The sequence below is a fragment of the Dyadobacter sp. 22481 genome, from assembly GCF_052044875.1.
GTDB lineage: Bacteria > Bacteroidota > Bacteroidia > Cytophagales > Spirosomataceae > Dyadobacter > Dyadobacter endophyticus.
Genome location: NZ_JBQENV010000002.1, coordinates 1,960,740 through 1,978,880, shown reverse-complemented (window position 1 = coordinate 1,978,880; position 18,141 = coordinate 1,960,740). Strand labels below are relative to the sequence as shown.

General features: G+C 51.2%; 12 protein-coding genes. 10 read left to right on the top strand and 2 right to left on the bottom strand.

What is annotated here, in order from left to right; translation table 11 throughout:
• Positions 1-26 precede the first annotated feature (26 nt).
• On the bottom strand, positions 27-722 hold the full coding sequence (locus tag ACTJJJ_RS18355) for a GDSL-type esterase/lipase family protein (RefSeq protein ID WP_440702614.1): 696 nt from the start codon (positions 720-722) through the stop codon (positions 27-29).
• A 174-nt stretch (positions 723-896) separates the two neighbouring features.
• Between ACTJJJ_RS18355 and ACTJJJ_RS18350 the strand changes: the two genes are divergently transcribed.
• The 4 genes from ACTJJJ_RS18350 to ACTJJJ_RS18335 all read left to right on the top strand — a co-directional run bounded on the left by ACTJJJ_RS18350 (position 897) and on the right by ACTJJJ_RS18335 (position 9,709).
• A complete protein-coding gene (locus ACTJJJ_RS18350; protein ID WP_188932590.1) occupies positions 897-1,571 on the top strand; it encodes an ABC transporter ATP-binding protein in 675 nt (224 codons plus the stop codon).
• A gap of 13 nt (positions 1,572-1,584) precedes the next feature.
• Positions 1,585-4,128: an ABC transporter permease gene (locus tag ACTJJJ_RS18345; protein WP_440702613.1), complete on the top strand. Its 2,544-nt coding sequence runs from the start codon at positions 1,585-1,587 to the stop codon at positions 4,126-4,128.
• An 840-nt stretch (positions 4,129-4,968) separates the two neighbouring features.
• The gene (locus ACTJJJ_RS18340) at positions 4,969-8,004 is read left to right on the top strand and encodes a SusC/RagA family TonB-linked outer membrane protein (protein WP_440702654.1); all 3,036 of its coding nucleotides are present in this window, start codon (positions 4,969-4,971) and stop codon (positions 8,002-8,004) included.
• Positions 8,005-8,014: 10 nt separating this feature from the next.
• Positions 8,015-9,709, top strand: coding sequence for a RagB/SusD family nutrient uptake outer membrane protein (locus ACTJJJ_RS18335; protein WP_188932597.1), 1,695 nt, complete (start codon positions 8,015-8,017; stop codon positions 9,707-9,709).
• 71 nt (positions 9,710-9,780) lie between these two features.
• Here ACTJJJ_RS18335 and ACTJJJ_RS18330 read toward each other — a convergent pair whose 3' ends face one another.
• Positions 9,781-10,812 carry a LacI family DNA-binding transcriptional regulator gene (locus ACTJJJ_RS18330; protein ID WP_188932599.1) on the bottom strand — a complete coding sequence of 344 codons (1,032 nt, stop codon included), beginning with the start codon at positions 10,810-10,812 and terminating at the stop codon, positions 9,781-9,783.
• A 126-nt stretch (positions 10,813-10,938) separates the two neighbouring features.
• On the opposite strand from ACTJJJ_RS18330, the gene iolB reads away from it, so the two are divergent.
• The 6 genes from iolB to ACTJJJ_RS18300 all read left to right on the top strand — a co-directional run bounded on the left by iolB (position 10,939) and on the right by ACTJJJ_RS18300 (position 18,141).
• Entirely contained in the window at positions 10,939-11,802 is an 864-nt protein-coding gene (iolB, locus tag ACTJJJ_RS18325; protein ID WP_440702612.1) for a 5-deoxy-glucuronate isomerase, read from the top strand.
• Between the two features lie 21 nt (positions 11,803-11,823).
• On the top strand, positions 11,824-12,831 hold the full coding sequence (iolC, locus tag ACTJJJ_RS18320) for a 5-dehydro-2-deoxygluconokinase (RefSeq protein ID WP_188932605.1): 1,008 nt from the start codon (positions 11,824-11,826) through the stop codon (positions 12,829-12,831).
• A gap of 13 nt (positions 12,832-12,844) precedes the next feature.
• Positions 12,845-14,311 (top strand): CoA-acylating methylmalonate-semialdehyde dehydrogenase, encoded by a 1,467-nt coding sequence (locus ACTJJJ_RS18315; protein ID WP_440702611.1) that lies wholly within the window; start codon positions 12,845-12,847, stop codon positions 14,309-14,311.
• 120 nt (positions 14,312-14,431) lie between these two features.
• Positions 14,432-15,466 (top strand): inositol 2-dehydrogenase, encoded by a 1,035-nt coding sequence (gene iolG, locus ACTJJJ_RS18310; protein WP_440702610.1) that lies wholly within the window; start codon positions 14,432-14,434, stop codon positions 15,464-15,466.
• 84 nt (positions 15,467-15,550) lie between these two features.
• On the top strand, positions 15,551-17,161 hold the full coding sequence (locus ACTJJJ_RS18305) for a sodium:solute symporter family transporter (RefSeq protein ID WP_426293608.1): 1,611 nt from the start codon (positions 15,551-15,553) through the stop codon (positions 17,159-17,161).
• A gap of 8 nt (positions 17,162-17,169) precedes the next feature.
• Positions 17,170-18,141, top strand: coding sequence for a class II fructose-bisphosphate aldolase (locus ACTJJJ_RS18300; RefSeq protein ID WP_188932609.1), 972 nt, complete (start codon positions 17,170-17,172; stop codon positions 18,139-18,141).

Genomic DNA, 18,141 nt, shown 5'->3' with positions numbered 1-18,141 from the left:
AACCCGCCATCGAGCGGGTTCTTTCATTACAATAAGTCTTTAATCCTTATCCAGACGTTCTCGGCGAGGATTTTATGCCCTTCGGCAGTGGGGTGGATGCCATCTGCCTGGTTCAGTCGGGATTCCCCCCCTACCCCTTCGAGCAGGAACGGAATGAGTGTCACACCATTCTTTTTAGCCAGATCGGCGTAAACGTCCTTGAATTCGGTAGCGTATTTCCGACCCATATTCGGCGGGATTTGCATTCCTGCGAGCACCCGCTTGGCATCCGGGTATTTGGCTTTCACCTTATCGAGAATTTCTTGCAGGTTCTTTCTGGTTTCGGAAACAGGAATGCCCCGCAGGCCGTCGTTTCCGCCCAATTCGAGGACAAAAACATCGAGCGGTTGTTTGAGCAACCAATCGATACGGCTGTTACCGCCCGAGGTGGTCTCGCCGCTCACCCCCGCGTTGACGACCTTGTAGCTAAGCCCCAGCGAATCGATCCGCTTCTGAATAAGCCCCGCAAAGCCCTGCGATGGGTCGTCGAGGCCGTAAGCCGCGGTAAGGCTGTTGCCGAAAAACACGATGATCTTCTTTTGAGCAGCGGGTTCTTTGGCTTCTTTATGTGTAGAATCGGCTTTTTGCCCCGATTCTTCCTTTTTCCCGCCGCTGCACGAGAACAGCGCGGCTGCCAGAAAGGACAATGTTAAAAATGTCTTGAAACAACGCATATCAATCATAATCAATATCGAAAGGGAACGAATTTTATGGTTATAAAACGCATACCGGGCCTTTCATTCTCATTTAAAAACCGTTTAAACTATATTTATGAGAAACAATAGCCGAAAAGAGCCAAATTAGGTCTTTCGCGATTGCCTGCACGGCACCACGCAAACATAAAAGAAAAACGATTGATGAATACCATACTCGATCTGCACGACGTCAGTAAAATATATAAAAGCGGCGACCGCACACTGAAAGTCCTCGACAATATCAGCTTTTCCATCGAAACAGGCTCCACAGTCTCGATCGTGGGCCCTTCCGGCAGCGGCAAAACGACGCTCCTCGGCCTCTGCGCCGGGCTCGACCGTTCGACGACCGGTACTGTGGAGCTGCACAGCACCCGGCTGAACGGCCTCACCGAAGATCAGCTCGCCGCTGTTCGCAATCAATACGTAGGCTTTATTTTCCAAAACTTCCAACTCCTGCCGACGCTCACCGCATTGGAAAATGTGATGGTACCTATGGAACTGCGTGGTGAAAAGAACGTAAAGTCCCGCGCGCTCGACCTGCTCGACAAAGTGGGCCTCGCCGAACGCAGCCACCACTACCCTACTCAGCTCAGCGGCGGCGAACAGCAGCGCGTATCACTGGCACGCGCGTTTTCCAACCAGCCCCAGATCCTGTTTGCCGACGAGCCAACCGGTAACCTCGACGCCGAAACGAGCGAGAAAGTTGTAAAACTGCTTTTCGACCTCAACCGCGAGGCAGGTACAACGCTTGTGGTCGTTACCCACGACCTTGAACTCGCTGCCAAAACCCAGCGCATTATCCGCATCAAAGGCGGCAAAATTGTGGAGGCCAGCTAACCATGAATTCCTGATGAACCCCAATACTTTCAATCTTTCGTGGTTACTGCAAATGGCCTGGCGCGACAGTCGCAAAAACCGCGCGCGGCTGGCCCTATTTATATCATCTATTATCCTGGGTATCGCCGCCCTTGTAGCCATTTACTCGCTCGGCGACAACCTGCGCGACAATATCGATAACCAGGCGGCCACGCTCATCGGCGCGGACCTCTCCATTTACAGCGGAAAAAAAATCGAAGGGAAAGCGATGACGTTCGTCGATTCGCTGGGCAAAGTGCGCTCCGAGGAGCGGGCATTTGCTTCGATGGTTTACTTTAACAAAGGAGGGGGCAGCCGCCTGACGCAGGTAAAAGCACTCTCCGGCGATTTTCCCTATTACGGAAAGCTGGAAACCATTCCTGTTTCGGCTGAAAAGACATTCCGGGTCCGGCAGGAAGCGTTGGTCGATCAGACGCTCATGCTGCAATACCGCGCGCAGGTCGGGGATTCGATCAGGATCGGTGAAGTAACCTTTGCCATAGCGGGTGTGCTCGAAAAAGCACCGGGCGCAACAGGCATCGCCGCTTCGGTGGCGCCGGTTGTGTACATTCCAATGCGTTTTCTGGATCGGACGGGCCTCATGCAAAAAGGCAGCCGTGTCGGTTACAGGTACTATTTCAAATATCCCGCGAAAACGGATGTCGAAAAAATGGTTAAAACGCTGGAACCGAAGTTCGAGCGCTACGACCTCGATTATAACACCGTTCAAAGCCAGAAAGAGGATACCGGCCGGGAGTTCCGCGACCTTACGCGCTTCATGTCGCTGGTAGGTTTCGTCGCGCTCCTGCTCGGGTGCATTGGCGTGGCGAGCGCCATACATATATATGTGCGCGAAAAGCTGAATTCCATCGCGATACTCCGCTGCCTGGGGGTAAAAGCGTCGCAGGCGTTTTTGATTTATCTTATCCAGATAGCAGGCATAGGGCTGATCGGCACCGTGCTCGGGACCATTCTTGGAACAATAATCCAGCAGTTTTTACCGGTGGTATTGAAAGACCTACTGCCATTTGAACTTAATACAGACATTTCCTGGCAGGCTATCGGGCAAGGGCTGGCCATCGGGGTACTTATTTCCATACTTTTTGCTTTACCTCCACTCGTATCGATCCGCAAGGTGTCGCCGCTGAATGTGCTCCGTTCGGCCTCGGACGCTTCCCACCCCGAGCGCGACGCCGTAAGCTGGGCCTTATACGGGCTGATTGTTCTGTTCATTTTCGGCTTCTCGTTCCTGCAAATGCAAACCTGGCTGCAGGCATTGATTTTTACCGTCAGCATTTTGGCCTCATTCCTGATCCTGTACGGCATTGCCACCCTGCTGATGTGGCTCGTGCGCCGGTTCTTCCCTACTTCATGGAGTTACCTCTGGCGGCAGGGACTGGCGAATTTGTACCGACCCAATAATCAGACTACCATACTCATTGTATCTGTCGGCCTGGGTACTTCGCTGATCTGCACGCTCTTTTTTATACAAACCATCTTGCTCACCCGCGTCAAGTTGTCGAGCAGCGGCAACCAGCCCAATATGGTGCTTTTCGATATTCAAAGCCATCAAAAAGACGGTGTGCTGGCGATCGCGAAGGCGCAAAACGTGCCTATTAACCAGAGCGTACCCATTGTGAATATGCGTCTGGAAGAAATTAACGGTAAAACTGCCTCCGATTTCGAAGGCGACACGACAGCCGAGCAGTCGCGCCGCGTTTTCGGGCGGGAATACCGCGTTACATTCCGCGACTCGCTTACCTCTTCCGAGAAGATCACCAAAGGCAAATGGCAGGGCAAATACGACAAATCGGCCCAGCTGATCCCCGTTTCACTGGAACAGGGCTTTGCTGAAAGAAGCCGACTGGAACTGGGCGACACGCTCGTTTTCAACGTACAGGGCACCATTATGCCAACTACTATCACGAGTTTCCGGGAGGTAAACTGGAGTGAAGTGCGCACCAACTTCCTGGTCGTATTCCCTACCGGCGTACTCGAAGAAGCCCCGCAGTTCCACGCAATGCTCACGCACGTGCCCAACCCGGCCGTTTCGGCCCGGTTTCAGCAGGCATTGGTTAGGCAATATCCCAATATTTCCATCATCGACCTGGCACTCGTGCTGCGCGTATTGGATGATATTTTCAACAAAATAGGCTTCGTAATTCGCTTCATGGCCGGTTTCAGCATTCTCACCGGGCTGATCGTCCTTATTGCGTCCGTCATGATCAGCAAATACCAGCGCATCCAGGAGAGCGTGCTCCTGCGGACTTTGGGCGCAAGCCGGAAACAGATATTTGTCATCACCGCTTTGGAATACTTCTTCCTCGGCGCGTTCGCCGCATTCACCGGCATCCTTATTGCCATGATCGGAAGCTTTTGCCTCGCAAAATTCAACTTCGAATCCGAATTCAACCCGGAGCCCGGGCCGGTAGTGCTGATTTTCCTTTTTGTCTCTTTGCTAACTGTAATCATCGGTTTGCTCAACAGCCGCGGCATCCTGTCCCGGCCGCCATTAGAGGTATTGAGGCAGGATGTTTAGCGTTTTATTTTTGGTATATTTAAACTAAAAATAAAACCGCACACGGGAAATTGACTTTCCACGAGACTATCAGCGAAATCGCAAGACAGTAGTAGATGAGTATTTTGTAAAACAATATCCGGAAACGCACCGAAAGGACGCCTTCTATCACACAGATTTAGCCCATTGGCGCAATACATTCTCCACTTCGCGCGCCCGAAAATCAAAAGGCTTTATACAAATAAATTTTTAGATCATGGATACTAAAACATCAGCAGAACTCCACGAACTTCTGAAAGCCTATGGCTTAACCGTCAAACTTATGCCGGAAGAGAGCGTAGCCTGACCGGCCATGCATTTCACTTTCTTTCTTTTCGCCCCGTTTCCCTCTTCGGACCACTCCTCCGATCCTGCCCCTATCGCAATCCAACGCTACCTCGCCAATCGAGGATTTAACAATTCCTTAAAACCCATTCCTTCATTTATTCTTCTTCACAATGCCATTTTTGGCATGAAATGTCGCTTTAATGCAACTTTCCAGATCCCAATTAGACTTTGGGACGATTTAGAATCACTATTCCTACACCACAGAAAGCAATATTAATTTCATCCAATTTAATCTTCATATTTTTTCAAACGTTTGCACAGAATTTCAAACGTTTGCATTGTCTATAAAGTTATTGCTATTAATTATTTTAAAAATACAACTGTAATCTTGTAACTTATTACTATCAAATTTTCCTCTATGATTAAAATTCCTTTCTGCTCCAACATTCTATTCACTGTAAAATCCAATAATCCACGACTATGAGAAAGACTTCGACTCTATCAGTCAGGACCGGGATAATCCGAAACTGCCTTATGCAGGTTACGGCCGTTTGCGGCCTTCATACCATTGCCGCAGCCGAAATACCGGTTCCCAAAGACCAGCCCAGAAAGCATGTTGAAACCAACATGAACACCATGCAGGAAGTTACCCTCACCGGAAAAGTCACCACAGAAGGTTCGTCCGAGGGGTTACCCGGTGTTACCGTCGTTATTTCCGATGCCAACGGCAATAACAAGCAAGGCGCAACTACCAATGAATCAGGATCATTCAGTTTCGCAAACTTGCAAACCGGCCAGCGGTACAATCTTGAATTCAGCTACATCGGCTTTGAAAAGCAATCGTTAAAAGACTTTCTTTTGACTGAAAGCAATGCCAGTTCAATCCAAATTAAGTTAAAAGAATCGGCATCCAACCTCAGCGAAGTGGTGGTTGTCGGTTACGGCAGCACTACCAAAAAGGACATTACAGGTTCGGTGAAGTCGCTGAAAAGTGCGGAATTCAACCAGGGGATCATCAACTCCCCCGAGCAATTGCTGCAAGGAAAGGTTTCCGGTGTGAATATTACGTCGGCAACAGGTGAGCCGGGCGGTAAGACCAACATTACTGTTCGCGGTCCGGGCGGTGTGCGTACTGGCAGTACACCATTGTTCGTCGTGGATGGTATGGCGCTCGATAACAGCGGTACCGGTGGCGACGCCAACCCGCTCAACTTCCTGAACCCGCAGGATATCGAGTCTATCGATGTTTTGAAAGACGCCTCTGCAACAGCCATTTACGGTGCACGGGGTGCAAACGGGGTCATTCTGATTACCACTAAAAAAGGCAAATCGGGCCAGGCCAGCGTTACGTACTCGGGAAGCCTGGGTATTTCTAACGTGGCCCGCCCGCTGGATGTGCTCTCCGGGCCAGAGTTTTTGACGGAGGCTGCCAAACTCGGCGCTACTGTGGCCGACGGCAAAGCCAACACAGACTGGCAAAAAGAAATCTTCCGGACCGCCACTACGCACAACCATAATGTATCGATTGGCGGCGGTAGCGAAAAAATGACCTATTACGCGTCGTTTGGTTCGCAGAAACAGCAAGGTATCCTGAAAAACAGTCAGCAGAACCGTTATACCGGTCGTGTAAACCTTTCTCAGAAATTATTTGAGGACCGCGTGACACTGGATTTCAACCTGAATGCTACGAATACCAAGAACCAACGCCCGAATATCCAGGGAGTGATCGGCAGTGCCCTGACAATCAACCCTACCTATGCGCCTTACGACGCAAACGGGAAACTGGTTCAATACCAGGATTTCACGAACCCGCTGTTCACTTTGCAGCAATACAAAGAAATCCTCACCACCAACAGGGTACTGGCAAGCATATCGCCATCGGTGAAGATTATCGACGGGCTCGTTTATAAGCTGAACTTCGGCATTGATAATTCAACGGCTACCCAGGATAAACAAACCTTGCCTAGCACTATTCCAGCCGAGGTAGGACGTTTGGAAAACTATGGCCTGCGCAATACCAACCGGCTGATCGAAAATTACCTGACCTACACGTTGAACACGAAAGTGCACAGCCTCAATGCGTTGCTCGGTCATTCCTACCAGCGCATTTTCATTCAGAGCCGCAATTTCAGCATCAACAAATTCCCGATCTCTGACATCGAGCCGATTTACAATCCCGGCCTCGGACAAGATCTTTCGCTCGTGCTGAACCAGCCAGGCGGTTTCGCGACGATCAATGAGCTGCAATCGTTCTTCGGCCGCGCGAGCTACGGTTTCAAAGACAAGTACCTGCTCACCGCGACATTGCGTATCGACGGTTCTTCGAAATTCGGTTCTAACAACAAATACGGATCTTTCCCTTCATTCTCGGCAGGTTGGAGGATTTCCGAAGAACCTTTCATGAAGTCGTCGCCTTTCTCGGAGCTGAAACTTCGCGCAGGCTGGGGATTGACGGGTAACCAGGAGATCCCTTCGAAAATTACCCAGGCACGGTTTACGTCGGTCGTTTCAGGAACAGCCAGCTACCCCCTCGACGGCGGGACCACCTACCCGGGCGGAACTACCTATACGCGTCTGGCCAACCCCAACATTCAATGGGAGGTTTCCAAACAGACCGACTTAGGGCTTGATTTCGGTTTGTTCAAAGGCGCTTTGAGCGGGGAAATCGACTATTTCAGAAAGGTATCTGAAAAGATGCTGCTCGAAGTGATCCCCGCCGACCCCGTTCAGCCGGCCGGTACTTTCTGGACGAATGTTCCTGATATGCAGATCGTTAACCAAGGCCTGGAATTTGACCTAAATTACCGCAAGACGCTCGAAAACGGTTTGAGATACGCGGTAGGCGGAAATATCACATTCATCAAGAACCGCGTGGAGCACTCGCCTTACACGGTAATCCCGTCGGGTTCGGCGCAAGGATCGGGTTTGACCTCGGCGACGATCAACGGTTATATCAATGGCGAAGCCATCGGCTCGTTCTATCTGAAAGAGTTCATCGGTTTTGACGAGAATGGCATCAGCAAGTTCCGCGACGTGGACGGCAATGGCATTGTCAACGACGCCGACCGCATCGTGGCCGGTACAGCATTGCCAACCCGCATGTACAACTTCAACGGAAACATCAGTTTCAAAGGCTTTGACCTAAGCGCCAACTTCAATGGGGTCGCTGGTAACAAGGTGTACGACAACACGGCGAACTCGAACTTCTACAAGCTGAAATTATCGAAAGGCGTGAACGTAACGCCGGAAGCACTTGAAGCGCCTTCGGAATCTGTGAACAACGCGGCGGGTGTATCCACGAGGTATCTCAAAAGCGGTGCTTATCTGAGGTTGAACAACCTGGTTTTAGGCTATAATCTCAATACGACGAAGTTGGGCATCAACAGATGGGTACCGACAGCCCGCATTTCGGTAACCGGCCAGAATCTGGCATTGTGGACCAAGTACAATGGCTACGACCCGGAAGTTAACAACGACCGTTCGATCGCCGGCATTACCTCTTACGGTATCGATTACCTGAGCTATCCGAAAGCGAAAACTGTCATTTTCTCGATCAATCTTGGCTTTTAATTATTGACCCATGAAGAAGAAACTATCAACCATATTTACGGTCGCAGGCTTGCTCATGCTCAGCAACGCTTGTACCGACCTGAAAGAACAAGTGCTGGACGAAACGCTCACCGCAAATCTTTCGGAAGAAGAGACCGTCAACGGGCTACTGGCACCTACTTATGCCTTGCTGCCCAACCTTTTCCAGCATACCACGTATTTTGCATTGCAGGAAATTTCTACTGACGAGGCGATTCTGCCGTACCGCGGCGGAACCGACTGGGGCGATAACGGCATTTACCTGGCGTTACACGCACACAACACCACCAGCACCGATCCGAACGTGAACAACACCTGGAACCAGCTGGTGCAGTCTATTTCGAGGTGTATCACGGCGATTGAAGGCCTGAAAAGCGCTAAGTCGCCCAACGCGGCACTTTACACCGCTGAGGCCCGCGGTATGCGCGCCTATTACAATATGGTGATGCTCGACCTGTTCGGTATTGTATTTGTAAAGGACGATCCGGGGACTACTTCGACGATCATCCGTGGCGACGAAGCTGTAAAATACATCGAAAGCGAACTGCTGGCTGTTGAACCAACTTTGCAGCCGAAGTCGGTAGTTGGCCCTGGCCGTCTTAACCAGGCTGCTGTATGGAGCTTGCTGGCCCGGCTGAACCTGAATGCCGCCGTGTATCGCAACATTTACGGTACTACATTCGATTTCAAAGCCGAGGATATGGATAAAGTGATCCAGTACACCGACAAAGTGATCAACTCAGGCCAGGCGAAGCTGTCGGCGGACTATTTCGCGATCTTCGGCAACGCCAACCATACCAACGAAGAAATCATTTTCGCGGTAGATCAGCGCGCCGAATTGAACGGGCATAACCGTATGGCCTACTTCTCGATCTCCGGCGACCAGTTCCCACTGGCCGAATTCCCTACGGCGAACGGCACCGACGGTCCTGGTATCACTTCCGATTTTTACCAGAGCTGGGTACAAGCCTACGGCGCTGTCGACCCATCGCGTGACCCGCGTTTTTATCAGCAGAACCTGTCTATTTACTCGAATGCGGCCGATACCTGCGTAGCTGACGCCGATTACAAAATCAACCGCGGTATCCTCAGAGGTCAGCAATATGGCGCATTGCGTGTGAATGGCGCATTCCTCCGCTGTCCCGACGGCAAGTTGAAAGTAGGAAAACTGAGTTACGTGACACGCAACCGCGCCGATTTGCCCGTAAGTTTCTCCGAACTGATCGACTTCACCACTGCGGGAAGCAACTACAACACGGGCTACCGTGTGGAAAAATACGAGTTCAGCAGCAAGTCGAACACGGGCCGTAACCGTGGCGAGGCGGATATCGTTATCGCACGTCTGGCGGACATTTACCTTATGCGCGCAGAAGCGAAACTCCGCAAAAGCAACGATGCCGCCGGTGCCCTCGCCGATGTAAACCTTGTGCGTGCTTCACGCACGAAAACGCTCGCGCCTCCCGCATTGAACAGCATCACCCTCGACCTGTTGTTCCGTGAGCGCGGCTTCGAATTCTACTGGGAAATGCTCCGTCGCCCGGACATGATCCGTTTCGGCAAGTACGAAGGCAAATGGACCGAAAAAACCAATTCCGACGTGAAGAAACGCATCTTCCCTATCCCGCAAACCGCCATCGACGGCGCATCGAACCTCCCGGGATATTTGAAGCAGAATGATGGATATTGATTTTTGAAATTTTAGATAAAAAAAGCCGGTCGGAGCATGTTCCGACCGGCTTTTTTACATCCACACACAACCTAAATCCGCAGCGACGACTCCCTGATCACCAGCTCGGATGGCAGCACAATGCTCTCGGGCGCGAAATCGCCCGAGCCATTCAACTGATTGAGAAACAAACGAGAAGCTTCCATACCGATCTTCCGGCCGGGTCGGTGGACGGTGGTGAGCGACGGGAATGTGTAAGCCGAAATAGGCGAGTTGTCAAACCCCACAAGCCCGATATCCTGGGGAATACGAAGGCCTTTATCCTTGGCCACGCGCATGGCACCGATGGCAACCTGGTCGTTCACGCCGAAGATCGCGTCGGGCGGCGATGCCAGTTCGAGCAGGCGCTTGGTAGGAAGAATGGCGCTTTCTACATTGAAATTGGTATTCAGAATCAGGTCCTCACGAATAGGCATATTGTATTTTTTGAGACAATTGATATACCCTTTGAAACGCTGTTCGGAAACGGTGAGGCCGTTAGGACCTTTCAAATGCGCTATTTGCTTATAACCTATTGAAATCAAATGCTCTACCGCCGCGAATGCCCCGTGGTAATCGTCGACCGTGGCGCGGCTTGTTTCAAAATCCTCATATTCGCGATCGATGAAGATCAGCGGCGTTTTACGCTGGATCACGTTTTCCAAATGCTCGTAGTAACCTGCGTCGTATGTCTCTTGCGAAACGGACAGAAATATCCCTTCTGTGCGGTTGGATAGGAGCTTTGAGAGCGATTCCTTTTCAAGCAGGTAACTTTCATTCGTCACGCAGATATTGAGCGTGTAACCCATTGGCTGTAACACCGTGTGAAGGCCTTCGATCACCGCGGTTTCGTAGTAATTGCTGATTGTCGGTACCACCACACCCAGCGACGCGGTCTTTTTGTTCAGCAGGCTCAGCGACACTTCGTTACGCTGGTAACCTACCTCTTTGGCATATTCCTGGATGTTTTTCCGGGTATCTTCATTGATGGCCGGATGGTCGTTCAGCGCGCGGGAAACCGTGGATGGAGAGCACCGGAAACGGCGTGCAATGTCTTTGATCGTAACAGGACGTGAGGAATTCATGAGTTGGAATATGGCAATTAAATCTTTGAAATTTTTTCAAACGTTTGCATTCAATATTAACATATTTACATTTTGTGTTTAATTTATACAACACTATCATTGTGCAAATGTAATGGATTTACCACAATGAGTGACCTGCTGATCAAGCCCCGAACACACGACAAGACCTATCATTCCCTCACCGCCGAACAGGCAGGCTGGACGTACCTGAACTTCGAAGCTAAAATACTGGAAGCGGGCGAACAAATCGTGGGTGATACGGGCGATTATGAATATTGCTTCGCATTACTGGGCGGAAATTTCAAGGTGGAGGCTGCCGGGCAGGTCTGGGAAACGGGTAATGGCCGCAAGGACGTGTTCAGCGGGATAGGCCATGCGATGTACCTCTCGCGCCGGACGCCGTTTATACTCACGGCCCAGTCGCCTGGTACCGACATTGCAATTTGCAAAGTGCTGTCCGACGAAGACCATCCGCCGCGCATGAAGCGCCCTGAGGAAGCTGCTATAGAATACCGCGGCGGAGATAACGCCAACCGCCAGATCAACAGCCTGCTGGAACCAGGCTTTGGCTGTCACAAGATCGTTTGCGTGGAAGTCTATACTCCTTCCGGAAATTGGAGCTCATTCCCCGCGCACAAGCACGACGAGCGCAAGGTAGATGCGGAAGGCAACCTGCTCGAAGCGAATCTAGAAGAAATCTATTTCTATAAAATCGACAAACCACAAGGCTACGCGATCCAGCAAGTTTATACAGAAGACCATTCGCTGGATGAAATTGTTCGGGTGAAAAACAATGAGGCGGTATTGGTCCCCAAGGGCTATCACCCGGTGGTGGCCGGCCATGGTTACAATGTATATTACCTCAATTTCCTTGCCGGTAGCGACCAGTCGCTCGCCAACACATCCGATCCCGACCACGACTGGATTTACGGAAGCTGGAAAGGCACCGATCCCAGATTACCGATCGTCACCGCTGAAATGAACGGATAGGCGTTTCAAATAACCATTAACATGCGCAAATACGATCTTCTAACCCTTGGCCGCTCGTCCATTGACCTCTATTCGGCCAACGTGGGTAGCCCTTTTGAAAAAATCGAGGCATTCAATGCTTTTGTGGGCGGCTGTCCGCTCAATATCGCCACGGGTAGTCGGCGGCTTGGCCTGGAAACGGCTATCCTGACCGGCATAGGAAATGACCAGGTCGGAAATTTCATCAAACATTTCCTCGACAATGAAGGCATTGCTACCGAATGGGTTCCGGTCATCGAAGGCACCCGCAGCTCGGCCGTGGTGCTGGGAATCGAGCCACCCGACCGCTTCCCGCTCGTTTATTACCGCGAAAACTGCGCGGATATCAACCTGAATATCGATCACGTATCCGCGATACCGTTCCAGGATTTCAAAGCCGCGGCGTTTTCGGGAACCGCATTCAGCAAAGATCCAAGCCGGACGGCCATGTTCTATGCGCTGGAATTAGCGAAAAAGAGCGGTGTTACCCGGCTGCTGGACATCGATTTTCGCGCCGACCAGTGGTTCGACCCCCGTGCATTCGGGGTTACGATCCGCGCGGCTTTGGGAAGCTTCAATATCGTGGTAGGAACGGAGGAAGAAATTCTCGCCACATTCCTGACCGATAAGGAGCAGCTTTTAATCAAACACCAGCAAATATCAGCGCCGGAAATCCGGGGGAATATTGAGAATGCGATTAGCGAAATCCTGCATTCTGGGGTAGAAACGCTGGTCGTGAAACGGGGCAAGGACGGCGCATCCATTTTCCAACCCGGTAAGGAGGAAGTAAAAGTGCCCGGTTTCCCGGTCGAGGTTTTGAATGTATTGGGGGCGGGCGATGCATTCTGCGCCGGCTTTTCGTTCGGGCTGCTGCGTGGCTGGGATTTGTACCAGAGTGTGAGAATGGGCAATGCATGCGGTGCAATCATCGTCACCCGCGAAGGTTGCGCGAATTTCATGCCTACCTATGATGAAGTAATGGAGTTCGTGAAAGGATACGGAGGATTATAAGTTTAAAATACAAATGGAAAAATTACAGAATTACATCAACGGCCGCTGGGTCGACAGCCATTCCGACAACTACGTGGATGTGCTGAACCCTGCTAATCAGGAAGTGTTGGCGAAAGTACCGTATGGCACCGCACAAGACGTTGCCGATGCCGCAGCGGCTGCCCAGGAAGGTTTTCAAGAGTGGAGAAATACGCCCGTTTCGAAGCGCGTGCAATATTTGTTTAAGCTAAAAACAATCCTCGAAGACAACGCCGACGATATTGCACGAACTATCGTGCTGGAATCCGGAAAAACGTTCATCGAGGCGAGAGCTGAAATGGTACGCGCGATCGAGAACGTGGAGAATGCCTGCGGTATGCCCACGCTGATCCAGGGTGAATTTTCGGAGGATATTGCCAAAGGTATCGACGAATATATGATCCGCCAGCCGCTGGGCCCGTGCGCGTGCATTGCGCCGTTCAACTTCCCGGGCATGATTACGTTCTGGTTCCTCCCCTACGCACTCGCTTGCGGAAATAGCTACATTATCAAACCGTCGGAAAAAGTGCCGCTAACAATGACCAAGATCGTCGGATTGATGGAGCAGCTTGACCTTCCCAAAGGCGTGCTGAACCTCGTGCAAGGCGCTCGCGAGACGGTGGATGCCATTCTCGAACACCCGGTAATCAAGGGGATCAGCTTTGTAGGATCTTCCAATGTGGCCCGTTATGTGTATGCCAAAGGCTCGGCCAACGGCAAGCGCGTGCAAGCGCAGGGTGGTGCTAAAAACCCCGTGATCGTGCTCCCGGATGCGGATATCGATATGACTTCACAAATCGTGATCGACAGCGTTTACGGCTGCGCGGGACAGCGCTGCCTCGCCGCTTCAACCATCATCACCGTGGGCGAGCACAAAGACATTACCGAAAGCCTGGTAGAATCAGCTAAAAATCGCAAAACCGGCTTCGGGCTCGACTCTGATGTGCTGATGGGGCCAGTAATCACCGCCGAAAGCAAAAATCGCGTCAATAGCCTGATTGAAAAGGGTTTGCACGAAGGAGGCCGCCTACTGGTGGATGGTAGAAACACCCAAGTCAGTGGCTACGAAAACGGTAACTTCATCGCCCCGACTATCATTGAAGATATTCCGCTTGACGGCGAACTGGCAGCGACCGAAATTTTCGGACCTGTATTAAGTCTGGTGCATATCAATACGATCGACGAGGCGATCCGCTTTATCAATTCGGGGAGATACGGCAATATGGCCTGCATTTTCACAAACAGCGGTTTGAATGCGCGTCGCTTCCGTCACGAAGCCGAGGCTGGTAATATTGGTATTAACATCGGTGTAGCCGCCCCTGTGGCGCAGTTTCCATTCTCGGGCTGGAAGGATAGCTTCTATGGCGACCTCCACGGCCAGGGCAAGCACGCAGTCGAATTCTTCACCCAAACGAAAGTGGTGATCGAGCGCTGGCTGAAAGAATGGAACAGGAAGTTTTAAAACTCAATATTTAATAATCTTTTCCCGTCGACTTAAGTCGACGGCTAGAAATTTAATCTTTTCTAAATCTTTTACCGTCGACTTGAGTCGACGGATGCAACTCGCTCGCAATACTATAAGATGACAAAAAAACTTAAAACCGGTGTGATCGGACTGGGCCGGATTGGCCAGATCCACCTTAGCAACCTTGTGCACCATATGCCTGACGCGGAAGTAATCATCGCCTCCGACCTCTCGCCTGCCGCACATGCATTCGCTCGTGACCTGGGAGTTCCGGAGGTCGTTACGGATGCTTATGACGTGATCAACCACCCCGATGTGGAAGCGGTGATCATTTGCTCTCCTACCCCTGTTCACGTGCCTTATACCGTGGCGGCCGCTGAAAAAGGGAAGCATATTTTCTGTGAAAAACCCCTTGATGTAACCCTGGAAGCCATCCAGGCAGCGGAAAAGGCGGTTTCTGACAACAATGTGAAGCTAATGCTCGGCTTTAATCGCCGGTTCGATGCCAACTTCAACAATGTAAGGCATCTGGTCGCAAACGATAAGATCGGTGAGCCTCATATCCTGCGCATTACCAGCCGCGACCCGGCGCCGCCGCCAGTGGAATACCTGAAAGTTTCGGGCGGAATTTTCCTCGACATGTCCATTCACGACTTCGACATGGCACGCTACATCGTAGGCAGCGAAGTGAAAGAGGTATTTGTGAAAGGCGATGCGCTTATTCACCCGGAGATTAAGGAATTCGGCGATATCGATACAGCTGTAATCGTGTTAACCTTCGAAAACGGTGCAATAGGCGTCATCGACAACAGCCGCAAGGCGGTGTACGGCTACGACCAGCGCCTGGAAATCTTTGGTTCGAAAGGAATGGCGAAAGCGGAAAACAATACAACGGACACCCTCATCCATTTCGACAGCAGTGGAGGCCACAGCTCGCTGCCACTGCATTTCTTCCTCGAAAGGTACGAAACAGCCTACCGCGTCTGCCTTAAAACGTTCATCGATTGCGTGTTGAAAGACACTCCGTCGCCTGTGGATGCGCATGACGGCCTGATGGCAACCGCTATCGGTATCGCGGCCATGAAGTCACTGACCGAAGGCAGGAACGTAAAGCTGGACGAGGTGCTGCAATATGCGACCGTTCAGGTGTAAGCAGGAACTGTTTAAAAATTCATAAGTTTGAGCCTTCTACAAACAGTTCGAATCCCGATCTAACCAACTAACCCTTTTTCAAGAATGTCCACAACCGGTCTGCAATCGCTGGATTATGTAGTTTTTTTCATCTATCTGATAGGCGTTTCCGCTTACGGTTACTGGATTTATAAAAAGAAAAGCTCGAAAGAGGTCAGTTCAACTGATTACTTCCTCGCAGAAGGCTCGCTGACGTTCTGGGCGATCGGAGCTTCGATCATCGCCTCGAACATTTCTGCCGAGCACTTTATCGGGATGTCGGGGTCGGGATTTGCGATTGGCCTGGCCATTTCTTCGTACGAATGGATGGCTGCGGCTTCGCTCATCGTCGTGGCGTTGTTTATTCTGCCGGTGTATCTGAAAAACAAGATCTACACCATGCCGCAATTCTTGCGGCAGCGGTACAACCCGACGGTCGCGACGATCATGGCGGTTTTCTGGCTCTTATTATATGTTTTTGTGAACCTGACATCGATCCTGTACCTCGGTGCGCTCGCACTGGAAGTGACGGCGGGGCTGGATTTCAATTACGGTATCGTGGGCCTGGGGATTTTCGCGGTTGTGATTACGATCGGCGGGATGAAAGTGATCGGATATACGGATGTCGTACAGGTAATTGTGCTTGTGCTCGGGGGCTTGGCGACTACTTACCTTGCATTGGACCTCGTATCACAGCATTTCAACCGGCCGGGCCTTTTTAACGCGCTCGCATTGCTGAAAGAGCAAGCCGATTCGCATTTCCATATGATCTTGCCGAAAGAGAACCCGTTCTATAAAGACCTGCCGGGGTTATCAGTGATCATCGGCGCAATGTGGATCAATAACCTGGCCTATTTCGGTTGTAACCAGTATATTATCCAGCGCAGCCTCGGAGCCAGTTTGCCCACCGCCCGGAAAGGCATTCTTTTCGCTGCATTGCTCAAACTGCTCATCCCGATTATCGTGGTTATTCCGGGCATTGCCGCATTTGTTTTATACCAAAATGGCATGTTCCAACAGGAAATGCTCGACGGCGGTGTAGTGAAACCTGATCACGCTTATCCGGTTCTGCTCAATTTATTACCTGCCGGATTAAAAGGAATGGCATTTGCGGCGCTTACAGCTGCCATAGTTGCCTCGCTTGCTGGTAAAGCAAACAGTATCTCAACGATATTTACATTAGACATTTATAAACAGTACATTGCCCCGCACGCCTCAGAACGCCAGCTCGTACGGGTGGGCCGCTACACGATCTACGTCGCGATGGGTATCGGTATACTCATCGCCCCGCAGCTCCGCGTGCTCGACCAGGCCTACCAGTTCATTCAGGAATACAGCAGCTTTATTACCCCGGGTGTATTTGCGATATTCATTCTCGGTATGTTCTGGAAAAGGACCACATCGGCCGCTGCATTAACGGCTGCATTGCTGACGATCCCACTCTCGACGGCCGGCAAGTTTTTGTATCCCGAAATCCCGTTCCTCGACCGGATGGGCTACATTTTCCTGATCCTCTGTGCCGTTATCGCCGCCATTTCCCTTGCCGATCCAAAAAGCGGGAACAATCCGAAGAGTCTCGATATCGAGGCTTCGATGTTCCAGCCCGGCAAGAGCTTTGTGGTAGGCTCGGTGCTGATATGCGGTGTGCTGGCAGCTTTATACACGATATTCTGGTAACCATTCCAATGCTACTGACAACTCGCCAACTCTTTGATAAATGCTATGGCCGCTATGCGATACCGGCTGTGAATGTGTTTTTCATGGAAGAAATCCATGGACTTTTCGCTGCTGCGCAAGAAGCTGATGCGCCATTTATCGTACAAACAACGCCCTTTGCACGCGATTATGCCAACGCAGACATGCTCCTGTCCATGATAGGCGCTGCGGCGCGCATTTACCCGCGGGTTACGTATGCGATCCATATGGACCATGGTTACGAAGAACATATTTTCGACGCCATCGGAAAAGGCGGCTATACTTCCGTGATGATCGATGCCTCGCACGACAGTTTTGAAAAAAATGTAGCCCGTACCAAAGCCGTGGTGACTGCCGCGCATGCCAAAGGGATGAGCGTGGAAGCCGAGCTCGGCGTACTGGCCGGAGTGGAAGACGACCTGACGGTGGATGCGGCTCATTCATTTTATACCAATCCACAGCAAGTCGAGGATTTTGTGAAAGCCACAGATTGCGACAGCCTGGCCATTGCGGTAGGAACCAGCCACGGAGCCTATAAATTTTCGGGCGGGCAAGGGTTACAATTTCATATTCTCGAAGAAATCCAGCAGCGCCTGCCAGGCTTCCCGCTCGTACTGCATGGTGGCTCGAATGTGGTTCCCGAAGTGATCGAACGCATTAACGCAGCCGGCGGCCAATTGAAAACCGATGCCAAAGGCGTACAGGAAGAAGAGGTAAAGAGAGCGATCCCGCTGGGTATTTGCAAGATCAACATTGCTACCGACACCCGGCTGCTTTGGACGATGGTGAACCGGGAGTTCTTTCGCGACCGCCCCGACGAATTTGCCCCAACAACCCCGGGGAAGATTTTTATGGAGGAATACAAAAAATTTATGCTGAAAAAGTTCGAACTGTTTGGTTGCACGGGCAAGGCGATCGACTTCAGCACCTTATCAGCTGACTCTGTTTCGAACAGTAAATAA